Origin of the sequence: Alistipes ihumii AP11 (assembly GCF_025144665.1) — a bacterium.
GTDB lineage: Bacteria > Bacteroidota > Bacteroidia > Bacteroidales > Rikenellaceae > Alistipes_A > Alistipes_A ihumii.
In genome coordinates, this window is sequence record NZ_CP102294.1 from 1,541,141 (window position 1) to 1,557,867 (window position 16,727).

18 protein-coding genes are annotated in these 16,727 nt (G+C 59.9%); all 18 read right to left on the bottom strand.

Going from position 1 to position 16,727, the window contains the following annotated elements:
• Window positions 1-33 precede the first annotated feature (33 nt).
• On the bottom strand, window positions 34-1,014 hold the full coding sequence (gene pfkA / locus NQ491_RS06275; RefSeq protein ID WP_019246057.1) for a 6-phosphofructokinase: 981 nt from the start codon (window positions 1,012-1,014) through the stop codon (window positions 34-36).
• A gap of 349 nt (window positions 1,015-1,363) precedes the next feature.
• Window positions 1,364-1,729 carry a LiaF transmembrane domain-containing protein gene (locus NQ491_RS06280; protein ID WP_019246058.1) on the bottom strand — a complete coding sequence of 122 codons (366 nt, stop codon included), beginning with the start codon at window positions 1,727-1,729 and terminating at the stop codon, window positions 1,364-1,366.
• A 265-nt stretch (window positions 1,730-1,994) separates the two neighbouring features.
• Window positions 1,995-3,203, bottom strand: coding sequence for a PspC domain-containing protein (locus tag NQ491_RS06285; protein WP_187119342.1), 1,209 nt, complete (start codon window positions 3,201-3,203; stop codon window positions 1,995-1,997).
• Between the two features lie 34 nt (window positions 3,204-3,237).
• On the bottom strand, window positions 3,238-3,612 hold the full coding sequence (locus NQ491_RS06290) for a PadR family transcriptional regulator (protein WP_019246061.1): 375 nt from the start codon (window positions 3,610-3,612) through the stop codon (window positions 3,238-3,240).
• A 1-nt stretch (window position 3,613) separates the two neighbouring features.
• The gene (locus NQ491_RS06295; protein ID WP_019246062.1) at window positions 3,614-4,132 is read right to left on the bottom strand and encodes a PspC domain-containing protein; all 519 of its coding nucleotides are present in this window, start codon (window positions 4,130-4,132) and stop codon (window positions 3,614-3,616) included.
• A gap of 244 nt (window positions 4,133-4,376) precedes the next feature.
• On the bottom strand, window positions 4,377-5,279 hold the full coding sequence (locus tag NQ491_RS06300) for a sugar phosphate isomerase/epimerase family protein (RefSeq protein WP_019246063.1): 903 nt from the start codon (window positions 5,277-5,279) through the stop codon (window positions 4,377-4,379).
• A gap of 19 nt (window positions 5,280-5,298) precedes the next feature.
• Complete coding sequence (locus tag NQ491_RS06305) at window positions 5,299-5,787, bottom strand: WbuC family cupin fold metalloprotein (protein WP_371415466.1); 489 nt, start codon at window positions 5,785-5,787, stop codon at window positions 5,299-5,301.
• Window positions 5,788-5,927: 140 nt separating this feature from the next.
• On the bottom strand, window positions 5,928-7,307 hold the full coding sequence (locus NQ491_RS06310; RefSeq protein ID WP_019246065.1) for a Gfo/Idh/MocA family protein: 1,380 nt from the start codon (window positions 7,305-7,307) through the stop codon (window positions 5,928-5,930).
• Between the two features lie 57 nt (window positions 7,308-7,364).
• Window positions 7,365-8,939, bottom strand: coding sequence for an SUMF1/EgtB/PvdO family nonheme iron enzyme (locus NQ491_RS06315; RefSeq protein ID WP_019246066.1), 1,575 nt, complete (start codon window positions 8,937-8,939; stop codon window positions 7,365-7,367).
• Window positions 8,940-9,425: 486 nt separating this feature from the next.
• Window positions 9,426-10,295: a F0F1 ATP synthase subunit gamma gene (locus NQ491_RS06320; RefSeq protein WP_019246067.1), complete on the bottom strand. Its 870-nt coding sequence runs from the start codon at window positions 10,293-10,295 to the stop codon at window positions 9,426-9,428.
• A 3-nt stretch (window positions 10,296-10,298) separates the two neighbouring features.
• Window positions 10,299-11,879 (bottom strand): F0F1 ATP synthase subunit alpha, encoded by a 1,581-nt coding sequence (gene atpA, locus NQ491_RS06325; RefSeq protein ID WP_019246068.1) that lies wholly within the window; start codon window positions 11,877-11,879, stop codon window positions 10,299-10,301.
• A gap of 41 nt (window positions 11,880-11,920) precedes the next feature.
• The gene (locus NQ491_RS06330; protein WP_019246069.1) at window positions 11,921-12,475 is read right to left on the bottom strand and encodes a F0F1 ATP synthase subunit delta; all 555 of its coding nucleotides are present in this window, start codon (window positions 12,473-12,475) and stop codon (window positions 11,921-11,923) included.
• Window positions 12,476-12,479: 4 nt separating this feature from the next.
• Entirely contained in the window at window positions 12,480-12,980 is a 501-nt protein-coding gene (gene atpF, locus NQ491_RS06335; RefSeq protein WP_019246070.1) for a F0F1 ATP synthase subunit B, read from the bottom strand.
• Window positions 12,981-12,995: 15 nt separating this feature from the next.
• Window positions 12,996-13,244, bottom strand: a complete 249-nt coding sequence (atpE, locus tag NQ491_RS06340) for an ATP synthase F0 subunit C (protein WP_026089679.1) — start codon at window positions 13,242-13,244, stop codon at window positions 12,996-12,998.
• Window positions 13,245-13,372: 128 nt separating this feature from the next.
• Complete coding sequence (gene atpB / locus NQ491_RS06345; protein ID WP_019246072.1) at window positions 13,373-14,449, bottom strand: F0F1 ATP synthase subunit A; 1,077 nt, start codon at window positions 14,447-14,449, stop codon at window positions 13,373-13,375.
• A complete protein-coding gene (locus NQ491_RS06350; RefSeq protein WP_019246073.1) occupies window positions 14,442-14,855 on the bottom strand; it encodes a hypothetical protein in 414 nt (137 codons plus the stop codon). Before NQ491_RS06350 ends, atpB begins: the two co-directional genes overlap by 8 nt.
• 33 nt (window positions 14,856-14,888) lie before the next feature.
• Window positions 14,889-15,125: an ATP synthase F1 subunit epsilon gene (atpC, locus tag NQ491_RS06355; protein ID WP_019246074.1), complete on the bottom strand. Its 237-nt coding sequence runs from the start codon at window positions 15,123-15,125 to the stop codon at window positions 14,889-14,891.
• Entirely contained in the window at window positions 15,122-16,666 is a 1,545-nt protein-coding gene (gene atpD / locus NQ491_RS06360) for a F0F1 ATP synthase subunit beta (RefSeq protein ID WP_019246075.1), read from the bottom strand. The genes atpC and atpD overlap by 4 nt, the downstream gene beginning before the upstream one ends.
• Window positions 16,667-16,727 lie beyond the last annotated feature (61 nt).

Consider the following 16,727-nt stretch of genomic DNA (forward strand, 5'->3'; position numbering starts at 1 on the left):
CGCTTCAGGACAAGCGGTAGTAATGCCCTACCGCTAAATGGAAAGCACCCGCAGCGTCGTAAGCAACTGACGGTTGATCGGCTTCTGACACTTGATCGCCCGGCTGAACGGTATGTACACGAGCTCGTCGTTCTGTATGCCGATCATCACGTTGCGCTGGTCCTCGAGCAGCGCGTTGATCGCGGCCTCGCCCATCCGGCTGGCCATAATCCGGTCGCTCGCCGTAGGCGATCCGCCGCGCTGGATGTGACCGAGGATGGTCACGCGCACGTCATACTGAGGATACTCGTTTTTGACACGCTCGGCCAGTCCCATCGCTCCGCCGGTCAGCTCGCTCTCGGCCACGAGCACGATGCTGCTGTTCTTCGACTTGCGGAATCCGTTCTCGATCAGCTGGTCGAGCTGGTCGACCTCCATGGCGATTTCCGGAATGATCGCCGCTTCGGCTCCCGACGCGATCGCGCCGTTCAGGGCCAGAAAGCCCGCTTCGCGGCCCATGACCTCGATGAAAAACAGCCGCTCGTGCGAAGTCGCCGTATCGCGGATCTTGTCGACCGACTGCATGATCGTGTTGAGCGCCGTGTCGTAGCCTATCGTCGTGTCCGTGCCGTACAGGTCGTTGTCGATCGTGCCGGGAAGGCCCACGATCGGGAAATTGTACTCCTCGGCGAATATGCGCGCGCCGGTCAGCGAGCCGTCGCCGCCGATCACCACGAGCGACGTGATGCCGTGCTTGACGATGTTGTCGTAAGCCGTCTTGCGTCCCTCGGGCGTACGGAACTCCTCGCAGCGCGCCGTCTTGAGGATCGTGCCGCCCTGCTGTATGATGTTACTGACGTTCTGCGTCTGAAACGGAATGATCTCGTCGGTAATCAGGCCTCTGTATCCCCGCATGATTCCCTTCACCTCGAACCCGTTGTAAATCGCAGCCCGCGTTACCGCGCGAATCGCGGCGTTCATGCCGGGCGCATCGCCGCCCGACGTCAAGATGCCCACGCATTTGTTTGCTTCCATAATCGTTCCTCCTGTTATTAGCCGTTTCCGTATCCGCCCACCGGCGGCCGGAACCGTCCGAAACGCCTATTTCGGATCGGCTTCCGGACACCGCAAAAGTAGCAATAATTATCGTACCGCATATCCGATGCCCGATTTTTCGCAGTCCGGACCGCTGCGCCCCTCCCGATCCGCAGCGATAACGCGCTCAAGGAAATACCGTCCGTCCTCCGACGGCCGGAGATGCCGCCCCCGGTCACCACGACCGTCCCGTACAGGGACTCCTATCCGGCCTTTCTCCCGAACCGAACACGACACAAACCGGCCTGCCGCTGCAGTCGCAGCGGCAGGCCGGCCCCAGCACGCTTTCTCATTCGTACTTCCTGCGACTGAACACGACCGACAATCCGACCGCGATCAGAATCGTCGGAACGGCGATCTTGTCTAGAGGAATATGCCAATCGAGCTGATCGATCAGCAGCAGGCACAGCCCGACGGCCGCCACGATACCGCCCGCGAGCCACTTGCGCAACGCCAGCAAATAACCTCCGATCAGCACCAGCAGCATCTGCCACGAGAACACCACGTCGAACAGGCTGTCCGAAAGCAGTTCCAGATTATTCATCATCCACAATACGCCGACCACGATCAGCGTGACGCCGAGAAACAGATTTCTCGACCGCATCACCGAGGCGTGCTCGTCACGCCGCAGCTTGTCGTCATCCATTATTTCCATTGTCGTACATTATCTATCCCAATCACATACTTTGCCGCACCGGTTTCCGAGTTCCCGATGTTCCGGTTTCTCCGCACGCAGTCCCTTCCGACAGAGGCGACTTCACAGTAGGGACCTGACCGGATACGAAACCCGGGACCGCAACAGGCATAATGATTCTTCCGGGTGCGAACATGCTCGGTATATCGAAGCACATAATCGTCTTTCGTTCGGTTCCGACGGAAAGGCGAGTCGCCCGTTCCGCTTTTGCCGGAACGGCGACCGGCTATTCGGTATAATACTCGATCCGAACGGTATCCCGCAGCGTCGAGTCGCCCAGCGTGACCGTCTCGACGCGGACGGTGTCGTACCGGATCGGAATATCGTCCGGAACGCCGGCGCCGTGCCAACCGGAAGTCTTGTTGAAATACCACTCGACATCGCCCCGGTCGAACGCCTCCTCGATGCGCTCGTAGTTCTTCACGAGGTAGACGCCCAGAAAGATCAGGATCAGAACCCAGATGCCGAACAGCACCGACAACGTCGTACGGCGGCTTCGCAGGTTGAATACGAGCTTCAGCAGCAAATATACGACGATCCCGAGCGGCAGCACGATCCCCAGTACGATCAGCACCGGAATCAGCAGCGATCCGCCTGCCAGAGCGAAAGGAAATCCTACGGCCGCTCCCCCGACCAACACGGCGACGAGCCCCACGACGAGTCCGAGCACGACGAGCCCGAGCACGGCGCCGATCAGCAGCAAGAACGCCTTGATGCAAAACAGCAGCACGCGGCCGGTCACATACAGCAGTTCGGAGAATACGGAAGCCGTCCGCTCGTTGCGCGGCGAGGGCCTCGCATCGTTCAGGTCGGCGCTGATATTGCGCCGAATCGACGAGGCGGTGATCCGCTCGCCCGTCATCTCGAGCCGCTGGCGGGGCGTGCGCGCTTTCGGAATCGCAAACCAAAGAATCAGGTAGAGCAGAGAGCTCACGCCGATCAGCGAGCCGAAAAACCCGCACAGCGCGTTGACCACCGGAATCACGCTGATAACTACCAGAATCAGCAGAGGCGAACAGAACAGCAGGCGCACCAGCGTCGGATCGACGCGGAAATAAGTGGCCAACCCGTTGCAGACGCCGCCGAGCTTCGCGCCGTCCGGATTCCTGTAGAGCCGGCGGGATATGGCATTGTCCGCGCCGTTCTCAGGTATTTCGGCTCCCCCGGCGGGTCCCTGAGCGGTCACTCCGTCCGGCCACCCGAGCTGTCCTATAATCTCGCGGATCAGCTCTGGCGACACGATCATATCGGAGCTCTGACGGTTCAGAATCAGCTCGCTCACGCGCGCCTCGATATCCGAAAGAATCTCCGCGCCGTCGGGATCGTCCTTGTATGCCACCTCGATCCGGACCAGATAGTCCTTCAGAAGCTCGTAACCCTCGCTGTCGAGCACGAAGGCCACGCCCGCAATGCTCACGTTTATCGTATGGTTCATCGTCATATGCTTTAATCCTGTGAACAAGCCCGTGTCATTCGGCGGAAGCCTCCTGCGAAGCGTCCGGACGGGGAGCGCCCTCCCGGATCGTGCGGATCTGCGAGATCAGCTCGGTCCACGCCATGTCGAGCTGCTCGAGACACTGGCGCCCCTTCTCGGTAATCGAATAATACTTACGGGGAGGGCCCTGCGGCGACTCCTCCCAGCGATAGGCGAGCAGTCCCTGGTTTTTCTGCCGCGTCAGCAGCGGGTAAAGCGTTCCCTCCACGACGATCATCTCGGCCTCTTTCAGCTCGGCAATGATCGACGACGCATAAGCGTCGTTGCGCGAGATGATCGAAAGGATGCAATATTCCAGAATGCCCTTGCGCATCTGCGCCTTGATGTTGTCGATATTCATCTCGCCCATATCACTTCCTCCCCCATTCGTTTGACTCGTCCGAGCGCGGCTCGTTCGGAATGACGATCCACATGACCAGATAAACCAGCAGGCCGACCCCGAAAACGATGAACAGCGCCATCAGCACCCGCAGCAATGTCGCGTCGAGACTCGAGTATTCGGCTATGCCGCCGCATACGCCGCCGACGACGCGGTCGCGGCGGCTGCGGTACAGATGCTTCTCGTCGTTCCGGACGCATGTCTGTTCGCGTCCGGGCATGCTCCGACGCGGCTCGCCGAACTCCTGGGCAGGGCCTATCACAGCCATGGCCCGTTTGACGAGCGCCGTGTCCACCACCTGCATGCGGGGGGAGATCGCGCCGCTGAAAATGTCCGCGATGCGAGTCTCGATGTCCTGCATCGTCTCCTGATCGTCCACTCCGTCCAGGCGAATCTCGATTTCGGAAAGATAGCGCTTGAGCACGTCGTAGGCATCCTCGTCCAGAACGAAAGGCATGCCCCCGATGTTTACATGGATTGTTTTTTTCATATCGATCGGAATTATGAATTGTCGGTTCCCGTTTAATTGTATTGCAAATATATGTAATAAAATTTATACTTTGCAATACAAAGTACCATTATTTTACGACAAATATCGGAAAAACCGAAAAAAGCGCCGACAATGCAATGATTGTCAACGCTTTTTTATTCAGATTATTTTCCGGTCGCCGGAACTCATATCCCGGCATTCGGACCGCTGCACGATCCGACCCGTTACGATCTCCGGACTCGGGTCAGGCCTCTTTCCACTGGCTGCGCACCAGCTCCAGCGCCGCCGGAACGGTCTGCATGCGGTCGCCCTTGCTGCCGCACTCGAAGCTCACGTAATTCGCATAGCCCATTTGCTTGAGCGTCCGGAAACCGTCCACGTAATTGTCGACGGCTCCGTCCTCGCCGGGCATGTTGCGCGTGGCGCGGCTGGCGATATGCACATGCTGCAAGTAAGGTCCGGCGGACAGGAAGGCCCCCGAGTCGGAAGGGTCTTCGGAAGTCATATGCCAGAAATCGCCCATGCACTTCACGCCTTCGTTCTTCGCATCGCGGCAGATCGACGCGGCGTCGGCCACCTGACGCAGATAGAAAGCCTCCTTGCGATTCAACGGCTCGAGAATAACGGTCGTGCCGCATTGCCGGGCATAATCGCCCAGCAGACGCAAACGCTCGATCAGGTAATCCCGCGTAGATTGCGTATGCGGCATGACGGGCACTTGCGAATTGAACGCAGGCACCATGATCACGCCCGTCGAGCCGAGCTCTCCGGCCGCGGCGATAATTTCCCGCATCGTCCGGTCGAACTCGTCGCGTACGGCCTGATCCTCCGACAGGATAAATCCGCCGAATCCGGCGCATATCGCGCTGATTTTCACTTCGCGACCCCGGAGCGCCTCTTTCAACTCGCCGACGCGCCCCGCCAGACCCGCCCCATTGGGCTCGAGGCCGACAACCCCATGATTTTCCATGAAGTCGAGCTTCTCCTTCAGCGTCTCGCCGGGCGTAACGCCCTCTTGCAACGAGATTTTCAGTTCGGCCCCTCCTTTTTTCGGACGGCCTTTGGTCCCGCCCAGCAGATCGAGCGGAGCGACCGCCGCCACCGCTGCGCCCAGCAGCGATGCCTTCAAAAACTCTCTTCTTTTCATATAATACGATTTACATGGTTCATTCCGACGGCGGCACTTGCTCGCGAAGCCACGCGAGGAAGCGCCCGACCGCCTCGGCATCGTCCGCCGCCGGCGTCCACGGCGCCAGATCGACCGCTCCGACCGGCACATACGGGCCCGGCTTGACCTCGAAAACGACCGTTCCCGGCTCGAGCACGAGCGACCCGTGCCATACGCCCGGAGCGATGTCGAACCCATACACGCCGAGCGACGGATCGACGACCGCCCGTTGCGCGATTCGTCCCCGGTCGTCGAAAACGAACGCGGCGAGGCGCCCTCTGAGCACGACGATCGACTCGCTCTTGGGCGGAGCCGTATGTCGATGCACCGGCAGATAAGTTCCCGGTTCCATGGCATTCAGCAACCGATTGACCGGCTCGTCCTCCCGCGTATGAAAGTTATGATTCATTCGCAGACGGGGAGCGCGGAGTGCCTTTTCGGATGTTCGATCGAGCAGATCGTCGTCGATCAATACCATTTCATTCATCGCGTCCTTTTGCATGATTCGTCGGATTCATAGCGCTATGCCCCCTATTTGCGTAACGGGACGAAAGCGCATCCCGGGAAGACAGGCGAGGCGGGTATGGGATATACCCGCCTCGTTCCCGTCCCGTTGCGCGAACGGATTTACTTGCCGGTACCCGGAACGGGCACGGTATAAGCGCTCATATCCATCGGACCGAGCTCGAGCTTGGCCGGAGCGTAGCTCAAAGGCGAAGCCGTCATCTGCTCCCATGTGATCGTCTTGCCGGTATAGGCCGACTCGCGTCCCATGATGCCGCACATATTCGACAGGGCGGTCTCCTCGGCTTGTACGAAAGGCGTGTTGTTACGGATGCTGCTGATCCAATTCACATGCTCGAGCGTATAGGGATCGTTCTGCTGATGCTCGGTTTTTTCCGCCTCCAGATCGTAGCTCCAGAGCACATTGCCGTCCAGATCCTTGATCACGCAGGCACCGCTCACCATCGGACCGCTCTCCCATGTGCCTTTCGTACCATGGATGAACTCGCTGATATTCGTGTCGCAACCGTCGATCTGGCGGCTCATGCTGTGCACGTGCACGCCGTTCTCGTATTCGAAATCGACGCTGAAATTATCGTACTGGTCTCCCGTCACGCGACGCTGGCGGCTGCCGAAAGCCGTCGCGCTGATCGGCTGCTTATAGCCGAAGAACCAGTTGAACACATCGATGTTATGCACATGCTGCTCGACGATATGATCGCCCGAAAGCCACTTCCAGTTCACCCAGTCGCGGAGCATCCACTCCATGTCGGACCAGCCCTTCTCGCGCGAGCGATACCACAGCATCGGCTGATTCCAGTAAACGTTGCCGCCCGTGATCTCGCCGATCATGCCCTGCTGAATCCGCTTGAACGACTCGACATAAGCTCGCTGATGATGGCGCTGCGTGCCGGTCAGCACGCACAGCCCCTTGGCCTTGGCCTGCTTGGCGGCGGCCATGACCGTCCGGTAACCCTCCGCATCCACGCAGATCGGCTTTTCGAGGAAGCTGTGCACCCCTTTTTCCGTCGCATACTTGAAATGCTCGGGACGGAAGAACGGCGGCGTGGCTATGATCACGACATCGACGCCCGAATCGATCACGTTCTTATACGCATCGAAACCGGTAAAGCAGTTCTCGTCGGCCAGATCGACCTGATACTTGTCGTGGAGCATCTGCTTGAGGCTCTGGACCCGGTCGGGGAAGACATCGCCGATCGCCGTAATCGTCACGCCGTCGGCAGCAGCCAGAAAATTCTCGGCGGCTCCCGAGCCGCGCCCGCCGCAGCCGATCACGCCGGCCTTCAGTTCCCGTCCCGCAACGGCCTTGTCGGGCAGATCCGGAACATAGTACTCGCCCTCGGCCCTCAGCGGCTCGTAAGCGTTTTTCTTCTTGCCTCCCGCACAGGCCGAGAGGATCGGGGATACTCCTATCGCGCCTACGACGCCGGCCATGGCCGAGTAGGAAAGGAACTCCCTCCGAGTCATTGCATTCTTCTTCATATCGGTTTATTTTAGGTTGAGTCTCGTTCAAAATTTCTCCGTCTCAGACACGAGCAGCTAACGGACCGTGCCCTCGGGCGGCTCGCATACGACACGGAAACCGACGCTCCGGATATCGGAGTACCACCAGATACTCTTGGGATCTTGCGGATCGGTCTTCAGCCAGGCGTCGTGCTCGGTCTGACCCCGAGCCGCCGAACGCAGATCGGCCGCATCGTCCGAGAACTGCCCGCCCCGAACGACATGCTCGGTACCGGTCTCGGGTCCTTTCGGATCGACGGCCCCGTCCTGCATTTTCGAGTAGGCGTCGGGAGCGTACCAGTCGGAGCAGTACTCCATGACGTTCCCGAGCATATTTTTCAGTCCGAACGGATTGGGCAGCACGGCCGAAGGCTCCTGCGTGCGGTTCGGGCTGTTCTTCGCATACACGACATAGCGGTTGATCCCGGCCGTATCGGCATCGAAAAACTTGCGCCAGAATCCGCGGTCGGAGAAATCCTTCGGACTCCCCTCGAAGAAATAGGGCGTCGACGTACCGCCGCGTGCGGCGTATTCCCATTCGGCCTCGGTAGGCAGGCGGTATTTCTTTCCCGTTTTCTTCGACAGCCACTGGCAGAACGTCTCGGCCGCATAGTGCGTCATCGTGATAGCCGGCCTCTCGCCGCTTCCCCAACCCTGATCGGGCGCTCCGAAAGGAGGCGTGGGACCGCTCACGGCATCGACGTCCGGATCGGAATTATTCGCATAGACGACCTCGGGCGGCGTCCTGCCTTCGGTCATCGTCTCGGAATAGAAAGCCCAGTACATGTCCCATGTCACCTCGGTCTCGCCCATGAAAAACGGCGAGACGGTCACTTGGCGCACAGGTCCCTCGTCGTCGCGGCGGAACGGTTCGTCCTCGGGACTGCCCATCGAGAACGTACCTCCCGGTATGGCCTTCATGTCGAACGACACGGTCGTTCCCGGAACGGTCTCGGTGAAATTCTCGAACGCGACGACTTCGGCCGGAGCCGCATACGGTTCGCCGCGCCGGGCGGCCTGCTGAGGCACGCCCTTCATCCGCTCGTGCTTGTAGTTCGGGTCGTAATGGCCCACGTCCAGATGACAGCTGATGCACTGCAGGTCGAGCTTCTGCTCGTTTTCCTCGTAATAAAGGTGGGCCGTGATGCCGTCCTGACTGATCCGCGACGGATACAACTGCTTGTGGCACTCCTTGCACGACTCGTTGTAGACGATCTTCACAGCATGTTCCAGCTGTCCCTTGCTCTCCCAGTCGAACGACGCGCTATCCTTGGTCAGATAGGACCACACGTCCCGAAGCCCGGTCGTAGCCTTGGCCATGAAATACTCGAGCGACCCCCGGGGCGGGAGATGACACTCGGCGCAGCCGGTAACCGCGCCGCTGCGGCTGTTGTGATGGACCGACAGCTTCCAGCTCTGGTCGGCGCCGGGATGAATATGGCACGACTGGCACGACTCGTCGGTCGAGCTATGCACATACACGCGATTCAGAGCAATCGTAACGCTCACGCCGACGGCGAAAGCAGCTAACGCGACCCACGGCAGAAACCGTCTCTTCCTGCCTTCATCGCGGATTTTTCCTTTTCTTCGTTTGGGTTTAAAAAATAACATGCGCGAAACCGACTTTCGTTGCTTTTACAAAAACGGAAAGAATCCCGATCTTGATACAAACTTACGAAAAATATCACGGAATATATCACGGAAAGGACAAAATATCTTCCGAAAGACCGATGTTCTCTGCGACAGAAAAGACCTCCGGGCCGTCCCCCGGCAATCGAGAGGCATCGTTCAGCCTCCCATTGTACCCGAGCTTTCGCCGACGACGAACCGAAGCATCCCATACCTCGGCCGTTCCCGAAAACGCCGTTCCGTATCCGCATCTCGCCCGCCGCCGTCACGACAAGACCGAAACCGCGAGCCCGCCACAAAGCAATACGACGGGAAAGCAACCGAAGAAGTTCCGCAAAACAGAGCGTTCGTCGCCGCCCCTTTCCCGCAAATTCTTGTCCGCACATAACGATGCCCGGCTTGCTCCGACGAAAACGGGGCCGCGACCCTCCGGTCGCAGCCCCGCTGCCAATTCTCCGCGCCGAAAGGTCAGCCATTGCCGATCTCGGCACCCATCATATCGAGCAACTCGCTGGTAATCATCTGCTGGCGCGACTTGTTGTACTGTACCGTCAGTTCCTGCAACAGCTCGGTCGCGTTGTCGGTAGCCATCTGCATCGCGATCGTCCGCGCGGCGTGCTCGGCAGCGTTCGAGTCGAGCAGCATCGTGAATATCTTCAGACTCAGCACCTGCGGGACCAGCGTCCGGATCACCTCCTCGCGCGACGGTTCGACGATGTAGTCGGCGGCCACCCCTTTCGTCTTGGCGGGCTCGACCTGCAACGGCAGATACTCTTCGCGACGGAGAACCTGCGAGGCCGTGCTCTTGAAATGATTATAGACCAACTCGACACGGTCGATCTCGCGCTCGGCATACATTCTCATCAGCCTCTCGGCCAGTTGAGACGCCTCCCGGTAGGTCGGACGCTCGGCCAGCGACTGGTAGTCTCCCTGCGGGACATAGCCTGCCTTGCGGACCGCCTCGGCAATTTTCTTCCCGATCGGAAAAACCAACACCCTCTCTTTGCCGAGCGACCGGTATTCGGTCAGCGTCTCGCCGAGCTTCCGGGCTACGTTGGCGTTGAACGCGCCGCAAAGCGACGAGTTGGACGACACGGCGACCACGGCCACGCGCTCTACCGCGTTGTGTTTCTCGGCATAGGCCGAAGCGACGGCGCCCTCGGACGAAAGGAAGCCTTCGAGTATCTCGTGCAACTTTCTCTCGTACGGCAGCATGTTCTCGATAGCCGCCTGAGCTCGGTGCAGTTTCGCCGACGCGACCATTTTCATGGCCGACGTGATTTTCAGCGTGCTGTTGACCGACGCGATTCTTGCCTTGACCTCCTTGAGCGACGCCATAGCCTACGATTTTTTATACACGGACGCGACAGCGGCGGCGACCTCCTCGATCTTCGCGCTCACCGCGTCGTCGATGATGCCTTTTTTCAGCGTCGGGAACACGTCCGTCTGCTGCAGGTTGTTGATCAACGCCTTCTCGAATTCCTGCACCTTGTCCAACGGCACATCCTTGAGCAATCCGTGCGTACCGCAGTACAGCACGGCGATCTGCTGCTCGACAGGCATGGGCGAGTACTGAGGCTGAACGAGCAGGCGCGTGTTCTTCTGTCCTTTGTCGATCGTCAGCGCGGTCACGGGATCCATATCGCCGCCGAACTTCGTGAAAGCCTCCAGCTCGCGGTACTGCGCCTGATCGATTTTCAGCGTACCGGCCACCTTCTTCATCGCCTTGATCTGCGCATTGCCGCCGACGCGCGACACCGAGATACCGACGTCGATCGCCGGCCGGTTGCCCTGATTGAAAAGATTCGTGTCGAGGAAGATCTGCCCGTCGGTGATCGAGATCACGTTCGTCGGGATATAGGCCGACACGTCGCCCGCCTGCGTCTCGATGATCGGCAGGGCCGTCAGCGATCCGCCGCCTTTGACTTTCCCCTTGAGCGTTTCGGGCAGGTCGTTCATCTTCTCGGCCACTTCCTGCTGGCCGATAATCTTGGCCGCGCGCTCCAACAGACGGGAGTGCAGGTAGAAAATATCGCCCGGATAGGCCTCGCGTCCCGACGGACGACGCAGAATCAGCGATACCTCCCGATAGGCGACCGCCTGTTTCGACAGGTCGTCGTATACGACCAGCGCATGCCGCCCCGTATCGCGGAAATACTCGCCGATAGCGGCACCGGCGAACGGCGCGAAGTATTGCATCGCGGCCGGATCGGACGCCGTAGCGGCCACGACGACCGTATAGTCCATCGCGCCCCGCTCGCGCAGCGTGTTGACGATCGTCGCCACCGTCGAACCTTTCTGCCCGATCGCCACGTAGATGCAATAGATCGGATCGCCGGCCTCGTAGTTGCTGCGCTGATTGAGTATCGTATCGATCGCAATGGCCGTCTTGCCGGTCTGACGGTCGCCGATAATCAGCTCGCGCTGGCCGCGTCCGATCGGAATCATCGCGTCGACGGCCTTCAGGCCGGTCTGCAGCGGCTGATTCACCGGTTGCCGGAAAATCACGCCCGGCGCCTTACGCTCCAAAGGCATCTCGGTGGTCTCCCCTCCGATCAGGCCGAGCCCGTCGAGGGGCTCGCCCAGCGGGTCGATCACGCGGCCGAGCATTCCCTCGCTGACGTTGATCGACGCGATGCGGCGCGTCCGCTTGACCGTGTCGCCCTCCCTGATCTGGTCGGTCGGACCGAGCAGCACGGCCCCGACATTGTCCTCCTCGAGGTTCATCACGACAGCCCGGATGCCGTTCTCGAACTCCAGCAGCTCGTTGGCCTCCGCGTTCTGCAAGCCGTAGATGCGGACCACGCCGTCGCTGACCTGGAGCACCGTGCCCACCTCGTCGAAACGAAGTTTCGTATCGATCCCCTCGAGCTGCATCCGCAGCACGTCCGACACCTCGCTTGCCTTTATACTTTCAGACATACCTTTCAATTTTTTTCGTTAACATTTCCGGCCGCTGCCGCTCAGACGATCCGCCGGTTCTTCTCGGCGAACTGCCGCTTGATGCTGCGCAGCTGCGTCGCAACGCTGGCGTCCAGCCGCTCGCAGTTCATCTCGAAGACGAATCCGCCGATCAGGTCCGGCTTCACGGAAGCCTCCAGCTCGAGCTTCCCGCGCGTCTGCGCCTCGATCAGCTCCTTCAGGCGGCGCTCGGTATCGGGCGCCACCGGGACGGCCGTCTCCAACTTGCCCGTGCTGATCCCGTGCGCCTTGCGATACTGTTCCCGATACATCAGCGCGATCCATTGCAGGAAACGCTCTCGACGGTTATGCAGCACCAGTTGCGCGAAACACTCGAGCACCTCGCCCGGATCGCCTCCGCAAGCCGCGTAGACCAGCTTGAGCTTCTCGGACTCCGGCAGCACGGGATTGTCCAGCGCGCGCCGCAACTCCGGCTCGCGCACGAAAGCGGCGGCCAGCTTTCCCATCTGTCCGTAGACCCGTTCGTCGCAGCCTTTCTCGGCAGCAAATTCGAACAGCGCCTTGGCGTACCGCACCGGAATCATTCCTGTATTCATAACGCTATTGTTTCATGGAGGGCATTTCGTCCAGCATCCGCTCGATCATCGTCATCTGAGCGGGCGAGCTGTCGAGCTTGCCCCGGATCACTTTCTCGGCGATGTCGACCGACAGCATGGCGATCTGTCCGCGCACCTCGCGGATGGCCGCCTCCTTTTCGAGCCGTATCTGGCGCTTCGCCTCTTCCAGTTGCTTCTGGCCTTCGTTCTGAGCCTGAGCCTTCGCCTCCTCGATGATCCGCTGTTTGGCGGCGGCGGCCTCGTTCAGGATACGCATCTGCTCCTCGCGAGCCTTCTGAAGCAGAGCCTCGCTCTCGGACTTGATGCCGGCCAACTGCTCGTTCGCCTGCTTGGCCGCTTCCAGAGACTTTTCGACGTAAACCCTCCGCTCCTCCACCATCCGGGTAATCACGGGGAAGCCGAACTTCGCCAGAAGCACGAAGACGACCCCGAAAGAGATCACCATCCAGAACAGCAGGCCCGACTCGGGTTGTAAGAGTCCCATAGCTTATCCTTTCCGTTAAAGCGCGAGGAAACAAACCACCACGGCGAACAGGGCGACGCCTTCGACCAGAGCCGCGATGATGATCATGTTCGTCCGGATATCGTTCGATGCCTCGGGCTGACGCGCAATGGCCTCCATGGCCGATCCGCCGATCTTGCCGATGCCGATGCCGGCTCCGATCGCCGCCAGACCCGCTCCGAGAGCCGCTCCCAGCTTACCCAAACTTAACTCCGCAGCAACTTGCAACAAAATTGTCAGTAACATAGCTTCTTTGTTTTAAATGTTATTGTTTCGAATTAGTAATCGTCCTATCTCATCGTTCCTCATTTTCAGGAAATCCTCCGTTACCTCGATCCGCCGTCGGCCTCGGGCCTCCGTTCCGGTGCGAAACGTCAGATTTCCGCCTCCTCGTGCGGCTCGTGCCGAACCCGCGCCAGTCCGATGAACACGGCCGACAGCATCGTGAAGACATAAGCCTGCAGGAACGCCACCAGCAGTTCCAACAGATTCATGAATATGCTGAACAGCACCGACACGAACGTCATCGACGCATTCACGGCCGCCCCCATGCTGACCGTCACGAAGATCACGCACGTCAGGCTCAGAATCACCGCATGTCCGGCCATCATGTTGGCGAACAGACGGATCATCAGCGCGAACGGCTTCGTGAAAATCCCGACCAGCTCGATCGCCGGCATCATCGGCACGGGAACCTTGAGCCATGCGGGTACTTCGGGCCAGAAAATCTCCTTCCAGTACTCCCGCGTTCCGAACAGGTTCACGGCAAGGAACGTACACAGCGCAAGCACCAGCGTCACGGCGATGTTGCCCGATACGTTCGCCCCGCCCGGGAAGAACGGGATCAGCCCCATCAGGTTGTTGACGAAAATGAAGAAGAACACCGTCAGCAGATAGGGCGCGAACCGTTTGTAATCCCGGCCGACGCAACTCTTGATCAGATCGTCGTGGACCATCATCACAAACATCTCCACCGCGCCGACGAATCCTTTCGGCACGGCCTTCTCGACCGTCCGCTTCTTGTACCATCTCGCTACGCCGAGCACGATGCAGATCAGAATCAGACTGTTGAGCATCAGCGCGAAAGCCGTTTTCGTGATCGACAGATCGAGCGGTCTGACATCTTCTCCGTCGATCCGTTCGACGATCTTGCCCTCGTAAGGTCCCTCCGCCGCAATCCGGTAGCCGCCGTACTCGGCCCCGTGAGCCAGACGCGACGACATGAAGACATCCCAGCGCCCCGTCTCGCTTCGCAGAATCACCGGAAGCGGCACGCTCAGCTCGCGTCCGTTCCACGACGTGATATGCCACTCGTACGAGTCGCCGATATGTCCGAAGACGATCCCTTTCACATCGACCGTCTCGCCCGACCCGCCTTGGGCGGCCGCTGCGGGCAGAGTCCCGAAAACGAGCAGGCAGGCGCAAATCAGTATGTAGCGTAACTTAGTCATCGTTTTCTCGTCCTGTTTCCGGTTTCTTTCCGTACTTGCCGAAAAGCACCGTTTCATAGATCAGGTAAATCAGATAATATCCCATGAGCGTCAGCACGAAATCCGTGTTCTGCACGCCGACGCCCAGCGTATAGACGCCGATGGCGACGATCGCCAACAACAGCTTGGCGACTTTCATGCCCATGTAGAGCCAAATGAAACGCTTGCGTCCCCGGTTGCGGTCCAGCAGCGTAATGAACAGCAGCTCCCACAGCAGAAAACCCAACGGAATGTACGGAAAGACGCTCAGGTAATGCCCCGGAAAAGCCGACCGGATCAGCGCGGCGCCGCCCCATCCGGCCGCCAGCGTGAGGATCGTCACCCCGATGACGAACCGCCTTGCGAATCTGTGTTCCGAATCGTTCATCGCTCTTTCCGACTATGGCCAAAAACCGCGCCGCTACCCGACGCAAACCGTCACCCTGTTCTTTTTCACCTCGACGAAACCGCCCTCGACCGAGAGCGATTTCTCCTCGCCTCCCTTCTCGACGTACTTCACATTCCCACGCACGAGCGCCGAAATGATCGGGGCATGGTTGCGCAACACGGTGAACTCCCCCGATGCGCCGGGCAGCGTCACGCGCTCCGCCTCGCCGCGGAAAAGCGTCTTTTCGGGGGAGAGTATCTCGAGCGTCATACGGCAGCCTGCGCTTTGAGTTTCTTACCCTTCTCGATAGCCTCCTCGATCGTGCCCACGTTCAGGAAAGCCGGTTCGGGCAGGTCGTCGACCTCGCCGTCGAGAATCATTTTGAATCCCTTGATCGTATCCTCGATTCCGACCATCACGCCCGGCACGCCGGTAAACTGCTCGGCGACCGTGAACGGCTGCGACAGGAAACGCTGCACGCGGCGCGCCCGGTTGACCGTCAGGCGGTCTTCGTCCGAAAGCTCCTCCATGCCCAGAATCGAGATAATGTCCTGCAGCTCCTTGTTGCGCTGCAGAATCTGCTTCACGCGCTGTGCGGTCCGATAGTGCTCCTCGCCCACGACCAGCGGATCGAGAATGCGCGAGGTGGACTCCAACGGATCGACCGCCGGGTAAATGCCCAGCTCGGTGATCTTGCGGCTCAGCACCGTCGTGGCGTCCAGATGGGTGAACGTCGTGGCCGGAGCCGGGTCGGTCAAGTCGTCGGCCGGCACGTAGACCGCCTGCACGGAGGTAATGGACCCTTTCTTGGTCGAGGTGATCCGCTCCTGCATCGCGCCCATTTCGGTAGCCAGCGTCGGCTGGTAGCCGACGGCCGACGGCATGCGGCCCAGCAGGGCCGACACCTCCGATCCGGCCTGCGTGAAACGGAATATGTTATCGATAAAGAACAGAATGTCCTTGGTCCCCGTACCGGCATCGCGGAACGATTCGGCCACCGTCAGCCCCGACAGAGCCACCGAGCTCCGGGCTCCGGGAGGCTCGTTCATCTGGCCGAACACGAGCGTCGCCTGCGATTTCTCGACCTCGGCGTAATCGACCTTCGACAAGTCCCACTCGCCCTTCTCCATGCTTTCTTTGAAAGCCTCGCCGTAACGGATGACGCCCGACTCGAGCATCTCGCGCAACAGGTCGTTGCCCTCGCGAGTACGTTCGCCGACGCCCGCGAACACCGAAAAGCCGTGGTGTCTTTTGGCGATGTTGTTGATCAGCTCCATGATCAGCACGGTCTTGCCGACGCCCGCCCCGCCGAACAGGCCGATCTTTCCTCCCTTGGAGTACGGCTCCAACAGGTCTATCACCTTGATTCCGGTGTAAAGCACCTCCTGCACCGTCGTCAGTTCGTCGAACTTCGGCGGCTCGCGGTGAATGGGGTAGGCGCCCTTTCCGTCGAGCGGCTTCATGCCGTCGATCGCCTCGCCCACGACGTTCATCAGGCGGCCCTTGATCTGCTCGCCCACGGGCATCGTGATCGGCCGGAAATACGAGACGGCCTCCATACCGCGGCGCAACCCGTCGGTACTGTCCATCGCCACGGTACGAACCGTATTCTCGCCGATGTGCTGCTGCACCTCGACGATCAGCGTCCGGCCGTCGTCGCGGCGGATGTCCATCGCGTCATGGATGCTCGGCAGCACGATCTCGTTCTCCGGTCCCTCGAACGCCACGTCCACGACCGGGCCGATGATCTGCGAGATATGTCCCGTGATTTTACGACCGCCGGCAGCGCCTGCTATTTTTTCCGATTCCATACTCTATATCCTGTTTAAAACACGTTCAAAGGTACGGAGTTGAACGGGACAAAAAAGTCCT